Annotated in this window: 20 protein-coding genes; 12 read left to right on the top strand and 8 right to left on the bottom strand. The window is 39.3% G+C overall.

Annotated elements, in window-relative coordinates; all coding sequences use genetic code 11:
- Positions 1-104: 104 nt before the first annotated feature.
- The 3 genes from djlA (at position 105) to DPV81_RS02835 (ending at position 2,809) form a co-directional block, all read left to right on the top strand.
- Positions 105-971, top strand: coding sequence for a co-chaperone DjlA (gene djlA / locus DPV81_RS02845; protein ID WP_005698193.1), 867 nt, complete (start codon positions 105-107; stop codon positions 969-971).
- On the top strand, positions 971-1,903 hold the full coding sequence (gene dusC, locus DPV81_RS02840) for a tRNA dihydrouridine(16) synthase DusC (RefSeq protein ID WP_111386684.1): 933 nt from the start codon (positions 971-973) through the stop codon (positions 1,901-1,903). The genes djlA and dusC overlap by 1 nt, the downstream gene beginning before the upstream one ends.
- Positions 1,904-2,056: 153 nt before the next feature.
- Positions 2,057-2,809: a carbonic anhydrase gene (locus DPV81_RS02835; RefSeq protein ID WP_111386683.1), complete on the top strand. Its 753-nt coding sequence runs from the start codon at positions 2,057-2,059 to the stop codon at positions 2,807-2,809.
- A gap of 51 nt (positions 2,810-2,860) precedes the next feature.
- Here the strand turns inward: DPV81_RS02835 and dapF are convergent, their stop codons facing one another.
- Complete coding sequence (gene dapF / locus DPV81_RS02830; RefSeq protein WP_111386681.1) at positions 2,861-3,685, bottom strand: diaminopimelate epimerase; 825 nt, start codon at positions 3,683-3,685, stop codon at positions 2,861-2,863.
- A 121-nt stretch (positions 3,686-3,806) separates the two neighbouring features.
- Positions 3,807-4,433 carry a transcriptional repressor LexA gene (lexA, locus tag DPV81_RS02825; protein WP_005698192.1) on the bottom strand — a complete coding sequence of 209 codons (627 nt, stop codon included), beginning with the start codon at positions 4,431-4,433 and terminating at the stop codon, positions 3,807-3,809.
- 216 nt (positions 4,434-4,649) lie between these two features.
- Here lexA and plsB point away from each other — a divergent pair, with 216 nt between their 5' ends.
- Positions 4,650-7,106, top strand: coding sequence for a glycerol-3-phosphate 1-O-acyltransferase PlsB (plsB, locus tag DPV81_RS02820; protein WP_111386679.1), 2,457 nt, complete (start codon positions 4,650-4,652; stop codon positions 7,104-7,106).
- A 60-nt stretch (positions 7,107-7,166) separates the two neighbouring features.
- On the opposite strand, the gene DPV81_RS02815 is transcribed toward plsB, so the two are convergent.
- The 3 genes from DPV81_RS02815 to DPV81_RS02805 all read right to left on the bottom strand — a co-directional run bounded on the left by DPV81_RS02815 (position 7,167) and on the right by DPV81_RS02805 (position 10,173).
- Complete coding sequence (locus DPV81_RS02815; RefSeq protein WP_049373592.1) at positions 7,167-8,552, bottom strand: DASS family sodium-coupled anion symporter; 1,386 nt, start codon at positions 8,550-8,552, stop codon at positions 7,167-7,169.
- Positions 8,553-8,715: 163 nt separating this feature from the next.
- The gene (gene rraA, locus DPV81_RS02810; protein ID WP_049368652.1) at positions 8,716-9,216 is read right to left on the bottom strand and encodes a ribonuclease E activity regulator RraA; all 501 of its coding nucleotides are present in this window, start codon (positions 9,214-9,216) and stop codon (positions 8,716-8,718) included.
- 45 nt (positions 9,217-9,261) lie between these two features.
- Complete coding sequence (locus DPV81_RS02805; RefSeq protein ID WP_049373590.1) at positions 9,262-10,173, bottom strand: 1,4-dihydroxy-2-naphthoate polyprenyltransferase; 912 nt, start codon at positions 10,171-10,173, stop codon at positions 9,262-9,264.
- 61 nt (positions 10,174-10,234) lie between these two features.
- Between DPV81_RS02805 and tsaA the strand changes: the two genes are divergently transcribed.
- Positions 10,235-10,972: a tRNA (N6-threonylcarbamoyladenosine(37)-N6)-methyltransferase TrmO gene (tsaA, locus tag DPV81_RS02800; RefSeq protein ID WP_070868607.1), complete on the top strand. Its 738-nt coding sequence runs from the start codon at positions 10,235-10,237 to the stop codon at positions 10,970-10,972.
- Positions 10,973-11,007: 35 nt separating this feature from the next.
- Here tsaA and DPV81_RS02795 read toward each other — a convergent pair whose 3' ends face one another.
- Positions 11,008-12,054, bottom strand: a complete 1,047-nt coding sequence (locus DPV81_RS02795) for an AI-2E family transporter (protein WP_049373586.1) — start codon at positions 12,052-12,054, stop codon at positions 11,008-11,010.
- 94 nt (positions 12,055-12,148) lie between these two features.
- Between DPV81_RS02795 and arsC the strand changes: the two genes are divergently transcribed.
- The 3 genes from arsC (at position 12,149) to DPV81_RS02780 (ending at position 13,141) form a co-directional block, all read left to right on the top strand.
- A complete protein-coding gene (arsC, locus tag DPV81_RS02790; RefSeq protein ID WP_049371485.1) occupies positions 12,149-12,499 on the top strand; it encodes an arsenate reductase (glutaredoxin) in 351 nt (116 codons plus the stop codon).
- Between the two features lie 65 nt (positions 12,500-12,564).
- Positions 12,565-12,819, top strand: a complete 255-nt coding sequence (locus DPV81_RS02785) for an alternative ribosome-rescue factor A (protein WP_014064744.1) — start codon at positions 12,565-12,567, stop codon at positions 12,817-12,819.
- Between the two features lie 25 nt (positions 12,820-12,844).
- A complete protein-coding gene (locus tag DPV81_RS02780) occupies positions 12,845-13,141 on the top strand; it encodes a DUF5377 family protein (RefSeq protein WP_111386678.1) in 297 nt (98 codons plus the stop codon).
- 62 nt (positions 13,142-13,203) lie between these two features.
- Here the strand turns inward: DPV81_RS02780 and bamC are convergent, their stop codons facing one another.
- Complete coding sequence (gene bamC, locus DPV81_RS02775) at positions 13,204-14,205, bottom strand: NlpB/DapX family lipoprotein (protein ID WP_049373582.1); 1,002 nt, start codon at positions 14,203-14,205, stop codon at positions 13,204-13,206.
- Between the two features lie 100 nt (positions 14,206-14,305).
- Positions 14,306-15,202: a 4-hydroxy-tetrahydrodipicolinate synthase gene (gene dapA, locus DPV81_RS02770; RefSeq protein ID WP_111386676.1), complete on the bottom strand. Its 897-nt coding sequence runs from the start codon at positions 15,200-15,202 to the stop codon at positions 14,306-14,308.
- Positions 15,203-15,319: 117 nt separating this feature from the next.
- On the opposite strand from dapA, the gene bcp reads away from it, so the two are divergent.
- From bcp to DPV81_RS02750, 4 genes are all read left to right on the top strand, one after another.
- Entirely contained in the window at positions 15,320-15,787 is a 468-nt protein-coding gene (gene bcp, locus DPV81_RS02765; RefSeq protein ID WP_111386674.1) for a thioredoxin-dependent thiol peroxidase, read from the top strand.
- Between the two features lie 176 nt (positions 15,788-15,963).
- Positions 15,964-16,416, top strand: a complete 453-nt coding sequence (gene exbB, locus DPV81_RS02760) for a TonB-system energizer ExbB (RefSeq protein ID WP_049365293.1) — start codon at positions 15,964-15,966, stop codon at positions 16,414-16,416.
- 2 nt (positions 16,417-16,418) lie between these two features.
- Positions 16,419-16,856 (top strand): TonB system transport protein ExbD, encoded by a 438-nt coding sequence (exbD, locus tag DPV81_RS02755; protein ID WP_111386673.1) that lies wholly within the window; start codon positions 16,419-16,421, stop codon positions 16,854-16,856.
- Complete coding sequence (locus tag DPV81_RS02750) at positions 16,853-17,653, top strand: energy transducer TonB (protein WP_111386671.1); 801 nt, start codon at positions 16,853-16,855, stop codon at positions 17,651-17,653. Before exbD ends, DPV81_RS02750 begins: the two co-directional genes overlap by 4 nt.
- The last annotated feature ends 8 nt before the right edge of the window (positions 17,654-17,661 follow it).

Raw genomic sequence — 17,661 nt, 5'->3', positions numbered from 1 at the left:
CATCACTTGAAAAATAAGAATAAAGCCATATTAATGTAAGGGCAGACATTTGCGTCTGCCCATTATTGTCAAAAGACCTTTTGACCGCACTTTAGGGGAAGAGAATGTATTTTTTTGGAAAGATTATTGGCGTTTTTCTCGGTTTTAAATGGGGGGGCTTTTTCGGCGCTATCGCTGGACTAATTTTAGGCTCTATCGCAGATAAAAAACTCTATGAGCTTGGTTCGGTTAACTCTAGCTTTTTTAAGAAAAAAACAACCCGACAAGCGCTCTTTATGCAAACTACCTTTGCGGTACTTGGACATTTAAGTAAATCCAAAGGTCGTGTGACGGAAGAAGATATTCAACTGGCCAATCAGTTGATGAACCAGATGCAATTAGATGAGAGCCATCGCAAACTCGCTCAAGAGGCCTTTCGTCGCGGTAAAGAAGCCGATTTCCCTTTACGCCAGGTGATTCGTGAATTCCGCATTGGATGCGGACAACGTGCTGACTTACTGAGAATGTTCTTACACGTGCAAGTGCAGGCTGCCTTTGCTGATTCTCAATTACATGAGTCAGAAAAAGAAGTGCTTTATGTGGTAGCCGAAGAGCTTGGTCTTTCCCGTATGCAGTTTGAGCAAATGCTGGCAATGGAAATTGCAGCTCGTCAATTTACCCAAGGTGGATTCTATCGCCAATACCAACAAGGCGGTTATCAACAGCAAGGTGGCTACCAATACCAACAACAAGGCGGATATCAACAATCTTCTGGCCCTACATTAAGCGATGCTTATAAAGTATTGGGTGTGAGTGAAAGCGATGATCGCAATGCCGTAAAACGTGCATATCGTCGTTTAATGAATGAACATCACCCAGATAAATTAGTTGCGAAAGGCTTACCGCCAGAAATGATGGAAATGGCTAAAGAAAAAGCGCAACAAATCCAAGCCGCTTACGATTTAATTTGTAAAGTGAAAGGCTGGAAATAGTGCGTGTTATCCTCGCCCCCATGCAAGGAGTGCTTGATCCTTTCGTTCGCCAACTTCTAACAGAGGTGAATGAATACGATCTCTGCATCACCGAATTTGTCCGCGTGGTGGATCAACTCTTACCTGAAAAAGTCTTTTATCGTCTTTGCCCTGAACTCAAAAATCAGGGCTTTACACCTTCTAAAACGCCCGTTCGTGTCCAACTTTTAGGTCAACATCCGAACTGTCTTGCTGAAAATGCCAATCGCGCCATTGAGCTTGGCTCACATGGTATTGATTTAAATTGTGGCTGCCCATCCAAAACCGTTAACGGGAGTAACGGAGGCGCAGCTCTACTCAAACAACCCGAATTAATTTATCAAGCGACTCTAGCCTTGCGAAAAACCGTACCTAGTCATTTACCTGTCAGTGTGAAAGTAAGATTAGGTTGGGATTGTACTTCACAAGCGTTTGAAATTGCTGATGCCGTACAACAAGGTGGCGCCACTGAAATCACTATTCACGGTCGAACCAAAGCCGATGGCTATCGTGCCGATCGCATCAATTGGGAAAAAATCGGTGAAGTGAGATCTCGCTTGACGATCCCTGTAATTGCTAATGGTGAAATTTGGCGTTGGGAAGATGGTCAAGCATGTTTGAAAGCGACAGGTTGCGAAGATCTAATGGTCGGACGTGGTGCATTAAATATTCCAAACTTAAGCCTTGTACTCAAACAAAATTGCGAAAAAATGCCTTGGGTGGATATTCAAAAAATCTTGCAAAAATATGCGGAAATGGAAAATTTCCATGATTCCGGTTTTTATCATGTTGCCCGAATCAAACAATGGCTACGCTATCTCAATAAAGAATATCCTGAAGCAGACATCGTTTTTGAGCGAATTAAAACCAGCAAAACGGCAGAAGATCTGAGAGAGCGACTCTGTCAGTGCTAAAAAAGTGCGGTCAAAATAGACGGCTTTTTAGTATTATCCCCACTCGTACGATGAGTGCTTACAGTCAAACAAAACTTGACCAAAATCAAAAAGCTATCATATAGAATCAGTAGAATCGATGAGGCATATACCACAAAAAAGGAGAGGTGCCTTATGAAGACTCGTCTATTGCTTTCTAGCTTAATTATCGCATTAAGCGCAACATCATTTGCCCAAACGCATAAAGCGCATTGGTCCTATAATGGTAAAGAAAGCCCTGAACATTGGGGTGATTTGCTCACCGAATATCAAACCTGTAAGCGAGGGAAGGTTCAGTCGCCTGTTAATCTGGAAGCAGATAACGGCATGAAAGTGGCAAATAAACCACTTAAGATGAATTATTTCCCTGCGGCTTATCAAGTAGAGAATAATGGGCATACCGTGCAAGTCAGCGTTGCACAAGAAAATGCGCCATTTATTACGCTCAACAATAAACCATTCTATTTAAAACAATTTCACTTTCACACACCAAGTGAACATACTTTTAAACGCCAACATTATCCTTTAGAAATTCATTTTGTTCATCAAAGTGAAGATAAAGCATTAGCGGTTGTTGCCGTAATGGTCAATGAAGGTGAAGCTAATCCAGCATTAGCACCAGTCGTTGAGAAAAAACTCACCGTTGGACAAAAAGAAAAATTGGCTCAACAGATTGATATTAAAGCGCTAATGCCAAAAGAGATGGCTCGCTTCCGCTTAAATGGATCACTCACGACTCCACCTTGTAGTGAAAACGTGGCTTGGACCATTTTTAAATCACCAATTCAAGCAAGCAAAGCACAAATTGCCGCGATAGAAGAAATGGAAGGGAAAAACAACCGTCCAACGCAACCATTAAATCAGCGTGATGTGGAAGTTGAACAATAAACAAAAAATGCGTGGATAGTTTCCACGCATTTTTTATTCAGATTAGAAAGATTAAAGGTGAATGTTGCCATCATAGATATGAGTCGCATCGCCAGTCATATAAAGCGGTGAGCCTACGCCTGCCCACTCAATAAGCAAGCTACCACCAGGTAGATCAACTTGCACTTTGTTATCAAGTAAACCTTGCATCATTCCTACTGCCGCTGCTGCACAAGCCCCACTGCCACAAGCTTGTGTCTCACCTGCACCACGTTCATATACACGCAACTTAATGTGGTTACGATTGACGACTTGCATAAATCCAGCGTTTACCCTTTCAGGAAAACGTTCGTGGCTTTCTAAGAGTGGACCTAACTCTGCTACATTGGCCGTTTCAATATCGTCCACTTGAACAACACAATGTGGATTGCCCATTGATACTGCACCACAAAGCACCGTTTGAACATCGGTACGCAGAATATAGTTTTTTTCAAATTTATTGGCAGTAAAAGGAATTTTATTGGGTTCCCAAATCGGCTCGCCCATATTGACGCGAATTTGCCCATCTTCTTTTACCGTTAAAACCATCTTTCCTTTTTGCGTGCTTACTGCAATATCCTTTTTATTGGTCAACCCTTTTAAGGTGACAAAACGCGCAAAACATCTTGCCCCGTTTCCACATTGCGACACTTCACTGCCATCCGCATTGAAAATACGATAATGGAAATCTAAATCTGGATCATAAGGTGGCTCAACAATTAAAAGCTGATCAAAACCAATACCACGATGACGATCGGCTAAGCGTTTAATGGTTTCAGGAGTAAAATAGGCATTTTGCGTCACAGCATCAACAACGACAAAGTCATTGCCAAGGCCATGCATTTTGGAAAACTGCATGTTTCCTTCCTTGATTTGAAAATTTTTTGGCATTATAGAGAGCAATAAGCCGAATGGCAAATAGCCATAAGAGACAAAGTGCGGTCACAAAACACTTTATTTTCTCACCGCACTTTCATCATTACATCCAGGCGTTATTACGAATGATCCCTACTGCAATCCCTTCAATTTCAAAATGAGGCTGTTCTTCAAGATTCACCACAATTGGTTGGAACTCTTCGTTTTCTGCATGCAAATAAATAACGGAACCTTTGCGTTCTAAGCGTTTTACTGTCACTTCATCTTCAATTCGTGCGACAACAATCTGTCCATTACGTACATCTTTTGTACTATGAACCGCAAGAAGATCGCCATCTAAAATGCCGATATCTTTCATGGATTGACCGTATACTTTTAATAAAAAGTCAGCTTGTGGCTTAAACATATTAGCATCAACACGGTAGGTACCTTCAATATGTTGCTCGGCTAAAATTGGTTCCCCTGCGGCCACGCGACCAATGAGTGGTAAACCTTCTTCTTCCTCATCATTTGCACTGTCATCAATAATTCGAATACCGCGAGAAGCCCCCGCAACAATTTCAATTGCACCTTTCCGAGCAAGCGCTTTTAAATGTTCTTCCGCCGCATTAGGGGATTTAAAGCCTAATTCACGAGAAATTTCTGCACGAGTTGGCGGCATACCCGTGGTTTCTAAATGGCGTTTTAAGAGTTCCAGAACCTCTTGTTGTCTGGCTGTTAATGGTCTCATATACACTCCTGTTACTTTATACAGAATAACTGTTAGTATATACAGAAAGATGGCGATTGCAACAACTATTTTCTAGCGATAAAGTGCGGTCAATTTTTTCATATTTTTGCGTGTTCATCATAAATCTCAAATGTAAATTTTTAGAATTTGACTGGTCGAATGTGTTAAAATGCCAGACAATACCTGGAAATGTCTAACAAAAAGAGAATATTAATTATGTCTGGCATCGTAAGTACTTATCGTAAATTATTAGAATTACCGCTTTCGGTTCTAGTAAAAAATAATCCTATTCCCGCTCAACCCATCGAAGAGCTTCAACTCAATATCAATCAACCCATTCTTTACGTTTTACCTTATACCTCTCAAACTGACTTCGTGATTTTCCGTCGTAACTGTTTGAGCGTCGGTTTACCTGATCCAGCTGAAAAGAATGTGATTGATGGCGTAGCATTACCACGTTATGTCTATTTAGACGAAGGTCGCCGCTTTTTTAAATCAAAAGGCGCAAAAGATGAAACTGTCAAAGTCTTCAATAAATATTTAGAGTTGCACCGTGATGTTGCTGATTTAGATGTACAACTAATTCCTGTTTCTGTGCTTTGGGGGCGTTCACCTGGTAAGGAAGATAAAGCAAGCTTACCAAATCTTCGCTTATTAAACGGTCTTCAAAAAACCTTTGCGGCCATTTGGTTTGGACGTGATACTTTTGTGCGTTTTTCTCAAGCGCTTTCTTTGCGTTATATGGTAAATGAGCACGGTTCAGATGAAAAAATTGCACAAAAACTGGCTCGCGTGGCTAAAATGCACTTTGCTAAACAACGCATTTCCGCGACTGGACCTCGTTTGCCAAACCGCGAAGCGATGTTTAATAAGCTCTTAAATTCTCAAGCAATTCAAAATGCGATTGAAGATGAAGCAAAATCAAAAAATATCAGCCGCGAGAAAGCCTATGCTGAAGCCGAAAAAATTCTTCATGAAATTGCGGCTAATGTAAGCCATTCCAGCCTTCGTGCGGCGGATCGTTTCTTACGTTGGTTATGGAACAAGCTATATTCCGGTATTGATGTACAAAATGCTGACCGAGTACGTAAATTAGCATTAGAAGGGCATGAGATTGTTTATGTGCCTTGTCACCGTAGTCATATCGACTATTTATTACTTTCTTATGTGCTCTATCACCAAGGTCTTGTACCGCCACATATTGCAGCAGGGATCAACTTAAACTTCTGGCCAGCGGGTCCTTTATTCCGTAGCTGGGGGGCATTCTTTATTCGCCGTACCTTTAAAGGTAATCGCCTTTACTCTGCGATTTTCCGTGAATATTTAGGGGAATTATTCCACCGAGGTTATTCCGTCGAATACTTCATTGAAGGTGGCCGTTCTCGTACCGGTCGCTTGCTTGCACCGAAAACCGGTATGATGTCAATGACACTACAAGCGCTTCAACATAACCAAACTCGTCCAATTTCTGTGGTGCCAGTGTATATCGGTTATGAACACGTATTAGAAGTAGATACTTACGCGAAAGAATTACGTGGTGCCGCAAAAGAAAAAGAAAATGCAGGCTTAGTTTTACGTGTGATTAAAAAATTACGTAATTTAGGTCAAGGTTTTGTGAATTTTGGTGAACCAATCACACTCTCAACTTACCTTAACCATCACTATCCAGAATGGAAAGAACAACATCATGAAGATAAACCTCAGTGGTTTAACCAGGCGGTGGGATCTGTTTCTAATCAAGTCATGGTAAATATCAATAAAGCGGCAGCCGTTAATGCGATGAATTTAGTGGGAACAGCCCTTCTCTCTTCTCGTCAACGTGCGCTTTCTCATGAACAGCTATTAGAACAACTCTCTAGTTATCAAGAGATGTTGAAAAATGTCCCATATTCTACTGATGTGGTAATCCCAACCGATACACCAAAAGCAATGCTTGACCACGTATTAAGCTTAGATCGCGTAGGTGTATTAGTTGAAAAAGATAACTTTGGGGAAATTATTCGTTTAGAACGTAATTCTGCTGTTCTTATGACGTATTACCGCAATAATATTCAACACTTATTTGTGTTGCCTTCACTTGTTGCGAGTATCGTTTTACATTATGAAGCGATTCAAAAAGATTTATTATTGGATGCGGTTCGCAAAATTTATCCATTCTTAAAAGGCGAACTCTTCCTTCATTTCAATGAAGAAGAATTAAATACACAAATTAAAGCGATTATTGATGAATTTGCGCGTCAGGATGTTATCCAAGCCAATGATAATTTCTTATCGATTCACCGCGCTAAAGTTCGTATTTTACAACTTTGGTCTGCCGGTATGCGTGAAATCTTACAACGTTACTACATCACAGTGAGTATTTTACGTAAAGATCCTGGAATTGCTCGTGGCTTATTAGAAAAAGAAAGCCAATTGGTGGCACAACGTCTTTCTGTATTACATGGTATTAATGCACCAGAGTTCTTTGATAAAGCGGTATTCTCTGCTTTCATTGCTAACTTAAAAGAAGAAGGTTATTTCGATGATGATAAAGAAAAATTACACGAGCTTGCTACAATCTTAGAGCATTTAATTTCTAGCGAAGTTTGCTTAACGATTAATGGTGCTGCAGACAAAGCAGATGACGTTGAGATTGAAGTAGAAGAAGAGGATAAATCAAATAAAGATGAATAATCTTTACTGACATAATAAAAGGGCGTGTTGAATATCCAACACGCCCTTTTCTTTATATGATTAATTCAACCAGAAATAATATCCTATTGTCGCGATAACGAGTATACACACAATATTTAAGATAAATCCGGCTTTAACCATATCACTTTGGCGAACCTCACCTGTACCAAATACGATGGCATTTGGCGGTGTCGCCACTGGTAACATGAAGGCACAAGATGCACCTAAACCGATAATTAACGCAAGACCAATTTCCGGCATGCCGAGAGATTGCGCGATAGAAATAAAGATTGGTACTAATAACGCTGCACTTGCGGTATTGGAAGTAAATTCCGTTAAGAAAATAATGAAGGTTGCAACCAATAAACCAATGAGATAGTAATGTTGTCCTTGAACTAAGAATACAATACCGTCAGCTAACACTTTACTTGCACCCGAATCTTTTAACACCGCACTTAAGGTTAAACCACCACCGAAAAGCATCAACACACCCCAGTCTGTGCTTTCTTGGATTTGTTTCCAATTTGCCACACCCGTTGAACAAATGATAACTGCAGCAAGTAATGCGACCACACTATCAAAACTACCGATATTTTTAGCAAGACCAAATACACCTGAAATGATTGGATTAATATAACTACTAAATACCCAACAAAGTGCAATCACAGCAAAAATGACAAGCGTTAAAACGCGTTGGCCATTCATTTCAATACGTTCAAAGTTTTGTTCAAAATGTAAATTAAGTTTTGGTTTAAAGACAATGAAAAGTGTACCAATCATCAACGGCATCAAAATGAGCATAATTGGTAAGCCATACCATAACCAATCAGAGAAGGTTAAATGCAAGTTACTTGCAACAATCGCATTTGGTGGGCTACCCACTAATGTACCCATACCACCAATACTCGCACTATATGCAATCCCTAATAAGACGAAGACATAAGTATTATGTTCTTTTTCTTTATCAAGTTTACTCAAGATCCCCATCGCTAAAGGCAACATCATGGCTGCTGTTGCTGTGTTACTCATCCACATAGAAAGGAAAGCAGTAATAGAGAAAAGATACATCACAGCGACAAATAAATTACCACGAGCCATTGCCATGATTTTATTGGCAATCATTTTATCGAGTTTTTGTATATGTAAAGCTGTCGCTAAAGCAAAGCCACCAAAGAATAAGAAAATAGTTGGATCGGCAAAGGCGACTAAAGCTTGCTTGGTTGTTACCAAATCAAGTGCAATCGCAAGCAATGGCACCAACAGAGCGGTCACTGTGACATGTAATGCTTCAGTTAACCAAAGAATCGCCACAAAGGCTAATAATGCTAAACCTGCATTTTCCTTAGGTGCGAAAGGTAAAGATTTTAACAAAATAAAAAAACAGGCTATCGCCAGCAGAAAGATAATCCCACTTTTATAATTTTTAGTTGTGTTTGTTTCGTTCATGAGTCCCTCCAAACTGATTACAAATGAACTATTTTCGATGTTAAATGAATGTTACAAACTTTCAACTAACAAATGTCTAAAATGTGATCTTGTTCAAAAAAATTTTAACAAAAAAAGTGCGGTTATTTCTAACCGCACTTTAAAAAGGTCAATAATTTCAAAATTATTCTTCTTCGACGTCTTCTAAATCTAATGCTTCCTGTGAAAGAATGATACCTGTTAAATCGGCATAAATATAATCTTCAGGGAAGAATGTTACACCACCAAAATTCACTGGAAGATCACTTTCACCATGATTATTTTCATCTGCGCCAACTGGAATTGGAGCAAGCGCATGAATACCAATATCAATATTTTCAAGTTGTTGAATTTGACGTACTGCACCATAAACAATAATGCCCGCCCAGTCATTATCTGCGGCAAGTTGTGCAAGCTCAGCATCAATTAAAGCACGACGTACTGCACCACCGCCATCTACGACAAGCACTCTGCCTTCACCATTTTCTTCAAGGATCTCGGCAATTAATCCATTATTTTCAAAACATTTTACTGTCGTCACTTTGCCGTAGAAATTGCTGACGCCACCAAAGCTAGAAAAAATTGGCTCAACTACATCCACTTGATCAGCATAAATATCACAAAGTTCTGAAGTATCGATATACATAATGTACCCCTTGTCGTTAAAATTTTTTCTCTAGTATAAGCCGATTTAGCCGATAAGCAAGCCTAAACTAAACAAGATATTGATAAATAAAGAAATCATTGACATCTGAGCTAGCATAGGACGCAACACTGCGGGCTCTTTGCTGCGATAAACAAATAATGCGTGTTTTAATAACAGTGGAAATGCCAACAAAAATAAGAAATGCCAAGGACTAAATGCTGTTGATACCGCAAATAGCACATAACATAAAGCGGCAACGCTTAATAAAACACAATGATAAATACGTCCTTTCTTCGGTCCAATACGTACCACCAAGGTATTTTTTCCTACTTTCGCATCTTGCTCAATATCACGTAAATTATTGATATTTAAAACCGCTGTCGCTAATAAACCTGAGCCAAGAGCTGGTAACGTAATTAAGCTATCAATGCTGTGAGTTTGTAGATAATAAGTTCCACCTACACCTAATAGTCCAAAAAAGAGCAACACTGACAGATCGCCTAAACCTAAATAGCCATAAGGTTTAGCCCCTACGGTATAAGTAATGGCAGCAATAATGGCAAGAATACCCAAACCTGCAAAAGCCAATAAATCTGTGAGACTTTGATATGCGATACCAATTAAGAATGCACCTGAAAAAAATGAACCTACGGCCATTAAAATTAAGCCCCATTTGAGCTCATTCGCGGAAATTGCACCTTGCTGAATACCACGTAAAGGCCCAATGCGTTCTTCGGTATCTGACCCTTTTTGATGATCACCATAATCGTTAGCAAAGTTAGAAAGTACTTGCAATAAAATGGTGGTAAGCAAGCAAAGTAACATCACGGTGAGATTAAAACTTTCTTTATCTGCCCAATATGCCAATGCTGAGCCCGTAAAAATAGAAGCTAATGCCAAAGGCAAGGTTTTTGGGCGAGCGGTTTCCCACCACATTTTCAATTTATGATTTGTCATTTTTTTTGACCGCACTTTTGATTACAATAAAGGGCGTATTCTACACGGAAATTGCCTTTTTATGAATGATTTAACACTGACTCTTCACCCAATTGCGGTGATTCACACGCCTTACAAAGAAAAATTCTCGGTGCCACGCCAACCAGATTTAGTACAGGATGGCATTGGTATTGTGGAACTACTCCCTCCGTATAATTCGCCAGAGGCTGTGCGAGGATTAGAGCAATTTAGCCATCTTTGGCTTATTTTCCAATTCGACAAAGTACCCCATGGGAAATGGCAATCCACCGTTCGCCCCCCTCGTTTAGGCGGCAATCAACGTGTCGGCGTATTTGCTTCTCGCGCTACACATCGTCCAAATCCGCTAGGCTTGTCTAAAGTTGAATTACGCCAAGTGGAATGCATTCATGGGCGTGTTTTTCTGCATTTGGGTTCCGTTGATCTTGTCGATGGCACACCTATTTTTGATATTAAACCTTATATTGCCTATGCTGATAGCGAGCCTGAGGCAAAATCAAGTTTTGCACAAGAAAAACCACCTGCGAAATTAAGCGTTGAATTTACAGAAATCGCCCAAAGTGCGGTGGAAAAATATCATAAAAATCGACCGCACTTAGCAAGATTCATTACGGAAGTGATCGCACAAGATCCCCGTCCCGCTTATCAACAAGGTAAAGAAACCGATCGTATTTACGGTATTAGTCTGTACGAATTTAATATTAAATGGCGTATTAAAGCAGGGACAATAGATTGTGTCGAAATTCTGGATATCCAAAAATTAAAAGAACAAAAAAGCTGACTTTCGTCAGCTTTCTTTTATTACCTTAATCATCTCTAATCCGGCAATGCATTTATCACAGCTTTGACGAGCGTTGCCAATGGAATCGCGAAGAATACCCCCCAGAACCCCCATAATCCACCGAAAATCAGCACTGAAATAATGATTACTAAAGGGTGTAAATTAACGACTTCAGAGAATAAATACGGTACTAACAAGTTTCCATCCAGAAGTTGACTCACCGCAAAGGCCACAATTAAATACCAAAACGTTGGGGAAATGCCAAACTGGAACATCGCCACTAACGCAACAGGAATCGTCACCAATACCGCGCCGATATAAGGGACTAATACAGACAACCCAACGGCAACAGAAAGCAACAAAGGATAATTTAAACCAAAGCTTAAAAAGATGATGTAAGTCACTACGCCAACTATCAAAATCTCCAACAATTTGCCATGAATATAATTCGCAATTTGTTGTTGCATTTCATTCCATACTTTAGAAGCCAAAAGACGGTTTTTAGGTAAAAAGCGACTCACGCCAGCAAGAAGTTCAGTTTTGTCTTTCAACATAAAGAACATCATTAATGGCACTAAAAATGCATAAATACCCAGTGATACAAGGTTCATTAATGAAGTAATCGACAATTTCACCGCAGATTCACCGAAGCCCAAAATCTTCGCTCGAGCTGCACTAAAAAAGGTGTCAATCATGGTGTAATCAATGAGTTCAGGATAATGCTCAGGAAGGGCTAACAACCATTCATGTAACTTATTGAACATGGCCGGCAAATCACTTAATAAGGAAATCGTTTGATTCCATAATGTTGGTACAAGTCCGAAGAAAATTAATAACGCCAAGGTTATAAATCCACCAAAAATGACTAGCGTGGCGAGCATTCGAGGAAATTTTAATTTTTTCGTCAGGAAATTAATTGGCATTTCCAATAAATATGCTAATACAATGGCAATCAGCAATGGGGCGATTAAATCACTAAAGAAATAAATCGCAATAAAGCCAAACAACAAAATGGCAAGTAGCCCCATCGCCTGCGGATCGCTTAAGCGGCGGCTATACCAATTTTTTAGCATTTCTAACATAAAGTCTTCCTAAACAAGTATTTTTTGTCATTATAAGTTAAAATTTAAATCAATCCTATATCCACTCATTCAACATAAAATAGAAGGAAACGTTATGTCTGTGACGATTTATCATAATCCGCGTTGCTCAAAAAGCCGTGAAACCTTAGCTTTATTAGAAGAAAAAGGCATTCAACCGACGATTGAACTTTATTTACAACAACACTACTCTGTTGAAGCATTGCAGCAACTGGCTAATAAATTAGGATTAGATGATGTCAGAAAAATGATGCGTACCAAAGATGAGCTTTATCAATCATTAGGGTTAGATAATCCAGCATTAACGAATGATGATTTATTAAAAGCCATCAGTGAAAATTCAGCCCTATTAGAACGCCCGATTGTGGTAAAAGGTGAAAAAGCTAAAATTGGACGACCGCCTGAAAGCGTACTCACCATTTTGTAATTCTATTCATTTTCGCTATAATGACTTGCCGTGAACGACTTCACGGCAATTTTTTAGAGGTAAATATGACGAAAAAAACAAAAAGTGCGGTTGAAAATCAGCCCATTTATCAACACACCAAAGGTGTCGTGAAAGATAATGCCGTGATGGCACTATTACACGACAAATTATTCCGCCAACGCGTTGAGAAAAAACGTAAAGGTAAAGGCAGTTACCAACGCAAAGCAAAATATGCGAGCAATTGGTTTGAAAAGCCCGATGATAAAGTTTTTGATTTCAGAAATTTTATCATCGGGTTTTTCGTTTCAATTTCAGTATAAAAAATAACAAACAGAGGAAGTCTATATGTCAATCAAAACAGAAGTTTTATTTAACAATACTTGGAATGTCCGTATCAGCGATCCGGGTGAAGAAGGGGCTCAAAGCCACTTTTTTGAAACCATTTATCTCACACTCACGGCTTATTTTAAAGGCGAAAATGTGCGTTATGAATTTGTGCGTAAAGTAGAAGATCAAGTAAAAATCAAACGCTCATTTACAGAATTAAGTGAGTTATTCAAATTCTTAGGGGATTATCTGGATCCGGTTTCTCTCGGTAATCTTGGTGTAAAAATTGGTAACTTAGGCGTAAAAGCTGAATAACGTCTCTACCAATAAAAAAAGTGCGGTCAAATTGAACCGCACTTTTTATTTCTCAACTCATATTATTGTGCAAGTAATACACTTAATGCTGAATACAAGGATTGAGCCGCTTCATTTGGTAATGCCTTGCCGTCTTCATCAGTGATCACGACCGCACTTTGTTTACCCACTGCAGAAATTTGCATTTGATAAACACCTTTTTCTAAATTAGGCGGATTCACACCTAAACGTAACCACTCTTGTTTATCTAATGGTTTATATTTTAACTCGCGATAGCCACGGCCAGCAGATTCCGATGTAGCTTTAAAGCCTAATTTCGGTAAAACCGAACCTAAACGTTGCCATGCTTGACCAAAGCTTGCATCCATACCTAATGCCATTCTACCGTTCGTATCAGTAATTAAACCTGATTGGAAAGGTCCTGCAGAAGCATTATTTAAATCTTGTTGTTGCTTGTTATAAGCGTTAGTAAGCGCAGCAACAAAACGATTTAAACGATCCGATGCATAGCGTTGTTTATCTGCTTGATTTGGTGTGTAAATCACACCATCACGACGCATTTGCTCTACAGAAACCGCTAACGCACTTGCATCTTGCGCTGTAACTTGTTCAATTTTATAACGGATCTCTGTATTGGCTTTATCATCTGCACGACCTGTTGGCGCCCAATCGCTAATTAATACCGCACCATTTAAAGTTGAATTCGTGCCTTCTTCTTTCAATAAACGCTCAATTTGTTTGAGATTATAAAGCTCTGCTTGTGCATCCGTATAAACAATCAATGCACGTTCACCATCAAATTGTGTCAAAGAATTTTTGATAATCGCTAATGGGGTTGAAGGTGGACGAATATCCACGCGTTCTTTTTTCGCATTAAGCTGAGGAAGTTCATAAGTCGGATCGGCTTGCGGCAATGTTACACCACCACTTGCTAAAGGAGAAAAGCTCGGTATTTCACGATCAGAATTTTGATAAGTGTCATTAGCCGTCTGCATTTTTTCTACGCTGTTTGAACACGCCGATAATAATGCTGCTGCGACTAAACTCAGTACGATTTTTTTCATTCCTTAAATCCTTCAATAAAAATAATTAAAATAATGACCGCTCTTTGACAAATAAAAAAGTCGAAAGTTTAAAGGGCTGTAAAAACAACCCTTTAATTCATTAAATTAAGCCAGCGATTTTTAATGCTTCTTCCACTTTTACTTGCGCGCTTTCGCTTAACACAGTAAGTGGTAAACGTAAATGTGGAGTCTTAATTAAACCTAAACGATATGCTGCCCATTTAACCGGAATTGGGTTGGATTCAATAAATAAATCTTGATGTAAAGGCATTAAACGTGCATTAATTTCTTCCGCTTTCGCAAAATCGCCCGCTAAAGCATAGCGACACATCGCGGCCATATCTTTTGCAGCAAGGTTATTTGTCACAGAAATAACACCCTCTGCGCCTAATTTCATCGCTTCTAACCCTGTGGCATCATCTCCACTTAATACAATGAAATCTTTACCGGCTAATTCTTTAATCGCAGTAATACGAGTTAAATCGCCTGTTGCTTCTTTAATCCCTACAATATTCTCAATTTGAGACAAACGTGCGACGGTTTCAGGTTTCATATCACTACCGGTACGACCTGGTACGTTATAAAGAAGTTGTGGTAAATCCGTGCATTCTGCAATTGCTTTAAAATGTTGGAACATGCCTTCTTGAGTTGGTTTATTGTAGTAAGGAACAACAGATAAACAACCGGCTACCCCGCTATCACGTAATAATTTTGTCATCACAATGGCTTCGCTCGTTGCATTTGCACCTGTGCCAGCAATAATTGGAATACGTCCTTTTGCTAACTCAACTGTCTTTTCAATCACCTTCACATTTTCTTCAATACTTAATGTGGCAGATTCTCCCGTTGTCCCCACAGATACAATTGAATCTGAACCCGCATTGATATGAAACTCGATAAGTTTTTCTAATGTTTCAAAATCAATGTTTCCGTGGTTATCCATCGGGGTCACTAAGGCAACGATACTGCCCGAAAATAAAGGATTTTGCGTAGTCATAAGGCACTCCATTTACATCTATTTTGCGTTTTAACAATAACATTTGAAAATATTTGGTTATAATCGCTAAAATAGCTTGAATTTACAAATCATTTTTTACATTTTTAAGGATTTTTTATGAAAACATTACAAGCGGGTGACTCAGCACCGCAATTCACCCTTTTAAATCAAGATAATCAACCGGTTTCACTTAGTCACTTCAAAGGAAAAAAAGTACTCGTGTATTTTTATCCAAAAGCCTTAACACCAGGCTGCACAACTCAAGCCTGCGGTTTACGTGATGCTAAAAGTGAGTTAGAAAAATTAGGTGTGGTTATTTTAGGCATCAGCACAGATGCGCCAAAAAAACTGGCTCAATTTGTTGAGAAAAAGTCGCTCAATTTCACCTTGCTTTCTGATGAAGATCATCAGGTCGCCGAGCAATTTGGTGTATGGGGTGAAAAGAAATTTATGGGACGCACCTATGACGGCATTCACCGCATTAGCTTCCTCATTGATGAACAAGGCAAAATTCAACACGTTTTTGATAAATTCAAAACAGGCGAACATCATCAAGTTGTCTTAAATTACCTGCAATCCCTTTAAAACGTCTCTTCAAACAACCGCACTTTCTATGATTTACCTCAAAGTGCGGTCAAAAAAATACCCATTTTGCTAATTTATATTTACGCTCTATTTTCCATTTGATAGAATTCCCAATCTAATTGAAATTCATTATCAATTCATTTTGTATTCTTTATTACACATAAAAGGACTATCAGATGCCAAAACTTTTTGAGTTTTTAGAACAATATAGTGATTACATTATTATCGGGCTTTTACTTCTTATGAGCGTAATCATGCTTGCTACCGTGATTGAACGTTTTATTTTTTTAAGCCGTATCAATGTCGCTAAATATTCCAATATCCATTCGCTTGAAATTGATTTAAATCGCAATATGACGATCATTTCAACCGTTGGTGCAAACGCACCTTATGTGGGTTTGTTAGGAACAGTCATTGGGATTTTATTAACCTTCTATCAAATTGGCCAAGCTGGCGGTGATGTCGATGCTGGCGCAATCATGATGCACCTTTCTCTTGCATTAAAAGCAACCGCACTAGGTATTTTAGTCGCGATTCCATCTATGATGTTCTATAACGGCTTAGGTCGTAAAGTAGAAGTTAACTTATTGAAATGGAAAGTATTAAACGCTCAAAAAGATAAGGAATAATCGTGAAAAAATTTGATGAAATCAATATTATTCCTTTCATCGACATTATGTTGGTGCTATTAGCGATAGTGTTGATCACCGCATCCTTTATTTCTCAAGGAAAAATTCAAGTTAATGTGCCAAAAGCCAGTTCAACGGTCGCATTCAAATCAGATGAATTAGCCAAATTATTGACTGTAACGGCAGATAAACAACTTTATTTTAATGACAAACCTATCTCGCAAGAAGCGCTTGAAAAAGAGATCGCGGGTTGGAATAAAGATCAGAAAGTTACCTTAAAAATTGATGCAGAAGCCTCTTTCCAAGATTTTGTGACAATTACTGACATGTTATCGAAAAACGAAATTAAAAATGTCGCGATTGTTTCAATGAAAGATAAAGGCGCTTCGAACCAAAATGCGCCAGCAGTGGGAGGCGTCGGAGTAGGGCATAAACAATGAACAGCCAACAAGCTAAACGATCATTATTAGGCTTGCTTATTTCTCTATTAATTCATGGTGCCATTGTAGGCGCATTACTTTGGAACTGGCATAAGCCAAGTGAAGCTGCAAGTAATGCGGCAGGTGAAATATCCACAACGATTTCGATGGAAATGATTCAAGGAATGCGAGTAGAAGAACCGGCTCCAGAGCCGGAACCTGAACCTCAACAGGCAGAACCGGAACCAGAAAAGCAAGAAGTCATCGCGGATCCAACGAAGAAACCAGAGCCTGAGAAGAAAAAAGAACCTGACAAAAAGCCAGAAAAACCAATAGAAAAGCCGAAACCAAAACCGAAAGAGAAGCCAAAAGAAAAACCTAAAAATGAGGTAAAAGCAGAGAAAGCGGTAGAAATGCCGAAGAGCTTACCGATTGGCGATAAGAATATTAATTCAACAGCTACGGCAAATTCTAAAGCAACAACCACTGGTCAACCTGGTACAAATGGCGTTCAAGGTGGTTCAGGTGCCAATACGGATGAACTAAATGCTTATCGTGCGGCTATCCGACGTGAAATTGAACGGCACAAACGCTATCCTGCTCGTGCGAAGATGATGCGTAAACAAGGTGTTGTGAGTGTGAGTTTTAGCGTAGGGGCAGATGGTTCCTTATCAGGAGAACGTGTCACAAATTCCTCTGGTGATGAAAGCTTAGACAACGCAGCACTTGAAGCGGTGAGAAGTGCAAGACCTGTTGGTCCAAAACCCGCTGGATTTACGTCTTCAGTCAGTGTGCCAATTAGCTTCACCATTCAATAGATAAATAA

The organism is Haemophilus parainfluenzae (assembly GCF_003252795.1).
Classification (GTDB): Bacteria; Pseudomonadota; Gammaproteobacteria; order Enterobacterales; family Pasteurellaceae; genus Haemophilus_D; species Haemophilus_D parainfluenzae_K.
This window is presented reverse-complemented; position numbering and strand designations above follow the sequence as displayed.

What these genes read in the sequence shown, in the direction of transcription:
- dapF (WP_111386681.1), bottom strand. Translation starts at nt 3,685, where the DNA reads ATGCAGTTTTCCAAAATGCATGGCCTTGGCAATGACTTTGTCGTTGTT.
- DPV81_RS02780 (WP_111386678.1), top strand. Translation starts at nt 12,845, where the DNA reads ATGTCAATCAAAACAGAAGTTTTATTTAACAATACTTGGAATGTCCGT.
- DPV81_RS02750 (WP_111386671.1), top strand. Translation starts at nt 16,853, where the DNA reads ATGAACAGCCAACAAGCTAAACGATCATTATTAGGCTTGCTTATTTCT.
- lexA (WP_005698192.1), bottom strand. Translation starts at nt 4,433, where the DNA reads ATGAGACCATTAACAGCCAGACAACAAGAGGTTCTGGAACTCTTAAAA.
- exbB (WP_049365293.1), top strand. Translation starts at nt 15,964, where the DNA reads ATGCCAAAACTTTTTGAGTTTTTAGAACAATATAGTGATTACATTATT.
- DPV81_RS02805 (WP_049373590.1), bottom strand. Translation starts at nt 10,173, where the DNA reads ATGACAAATCATAAATTGAAAATGTGGTGGGAAACCGCTCGCCCAAAA.
- bamC (WP_049373582.1), bottom strand. Translation starts at nt 14,205, where the DNA reads ATGAAAAAAATCGTACTGAGTTTAGTCGCAGCAGCATTATTATCGGCG.
- rraA (WP_049368652.1), bottom strand. Translation starts at nt 9,216, where the DNA reads ATGTATATCGATACTTCAGAACTTTGTGATATTTATGCTGATCAAGTG.
- DPV81_RS02835 (WP_111386683.1), top strand. Translation starts at nt 2,057, where the DNA reads ATGAAGACTCGTCTATTGCTTTCTAGCTTAATTATCGCATTAAGCGCA.
- tsaA (WP_070868607.1), top strand. Translation starts at nt 10,235, where the DNA reads ATGAATGATTTAACACTGACTCTTCACCCAATTGCGGTGATTCACACG.
- DPV81_RS02785 (WP_014064744.1), top strand. Translation starts at nt 12,565, where the DNA reads ATGACGAAAAAAACAAAAAGTGCGGTTGAAAATCAGCCCATTTATCAA.
- plsB (WP_111386679.1), top strand. Translation starts at nt 4,650, where the DNA reads ATGTCTGGCATCGTAAGTACTTATCGTAAATTATTAGAATTACCGCTT.
- DPV81_RS02815 (WP_049373592.1), bottom strand. Translation starts at nt 8,552, where the DNA reads ATGAACGAAACAAACACAACTAAAAATTATAAAAGTGGGATTATCTTT.
- dapA (WP_111386676.1), bottom strand. Translation starts at nt 15,202, where the DNA reads ATGACTACGCAAAATCCTTTATTTTCGGGCAGTATCGTTGCCTTAGTG.
- bcp (WP_111386674.1), top strand. Translation starts at nt 15,320, where the DNA reads ATGAAAACATTACAAGCGGGTGACTCAGCACCGCAATTCACCCTTTTA.
- djlA (WP_005698193.1), top strand. Translation starts at nt 105, where the DNA reads ATGTATTTTTTTGGAAAGATTATTGGCGTTTTTCTCGGTTTTAAATGG.
- arsC (WP_049371485.1), top strand. Translation starts at nt 12,149, where the DNA reads ATGTCTGTGACGATTTATCATAATCCGCGTTGCTCAAAAAGCCGTGAA.
- DPV81_RS02795 (WP_049373586.1), bottom strand. Translation starts at nt 12,054, where the DNA reads ATGTTAGAAATGCTAAAAAATTGGTATAGCCGCCGCTTAAGCGATCCG.